Source organism: Priestia sp. BR_2, assembly GCF_041954005.1.
In the GTDB taxonomy this organism is placed as follows: Bacteria; Bacillota; Bacilli; order Paenibacillales; family Paenibacillaceae; genus Paenibacillus_AQ; species Paenibacillus_AQ lautus_A.
In genome coordinates this window covers 1-901 of sequence record NZ_JAVFHM010000314.1, presented here as the reverse complement: position 1 = coordinate 901, position 901 = coordinate 1, and the positions used below count along the sequence as shown (strand labels likewise).

Below are 901 nucleotides of genomic sequence, written 5' to 3'. Positions count from 1 at the left end.
GTCTCACTATGTTAGAAGCTGGTAGTGCTTGGAATACGATGCCATGTCATACACATGAACGTAGAATGGAAGTGTATCTATACTTTAACATGGCCCCTGAAACACGTATTTTTCATTTACGTATTTTTCATTTTATGGGAGAACCTAGTGGAACTAGACATCTAGTAATGAGCAATGAGCAAGCTGCTATTTCTCCAAGTTGGTCTATTCATTCAGGCGTAGGTACAAGTAATTATACATTTATATGGGGAATGTGTGGAGAAAACACTACGTATGACGATATGGACGCTGTTAAAATGAAGGATTTAAAATAACGAGGAAAGGGGAGAAAAAGTTATGGGAGATCTATCACAATTTTCAATGGATTTTTTTCGCTTAGACGAAAAAGTAGCTATTGTAACTGGAGGTAATACAGGTTTAGGTTAAGGATACGCAGTAGCGTTAGCAAAAGCAGGAGCTAATTTATTTATTGTCACTCATGGAACGAACTGGGATGAAATGAAAGCATTAATTGAAAAAGAGGGAAGGAAAGTTACCTTTTTTCAAGCAGACTTAGAACAGAAAGACAGCATTAATAATATTGTAAATGGATGCCTAGATGAATATGGGAAAATTGATATTCTGGTCAATAATGCGGGTACTATTCGACGTTCTCCACTTCTTGAATATACAGAAAAAGATTGGAGTGATGTAATAGACTTGAATTTAAATTCACTTTATTTTTTAAGCCAGGAAGTAGCAAAAGTTATGGCTGAACAAAGAAGTGGGAAAATTATTAATGTGGCCTCTCTTATATTTTAATAGAATGATAATGAAATGATGTATTTGTCGTTATGCTAACATTCCTAGTTACCATAATGGATTTTATCAATAATATAGCAAAACAACCCTAGAGTTATAT

At 34.3% G+C, this 901-nt stretch carries 1 protein-coding gene and 1 pseudogene; both read left to right on the top strand.

Translation table 11 applies throughout. From position 1 onward, the window contains the following. Positions 1–314, top strand: a 314-nt coding sequence (locus tag RB298_RS28020) for a 5-deoxy-glucuronate isomerase (protein WP_486049637.1), incomplete at its 5' end; no start/stop codon positions are given. A 22-nt stretch (positions 315–336) separates the two neighbouring features. Further along, positions 337–795, top strand: a pseudogene (locus tag RB298_RS28015) (SDR family NAD(P)-dependent oxidoreductase); the annotation flags it as partial. Between the last annotated feature and the right edge of the window lie 106 nt (positions 796–901).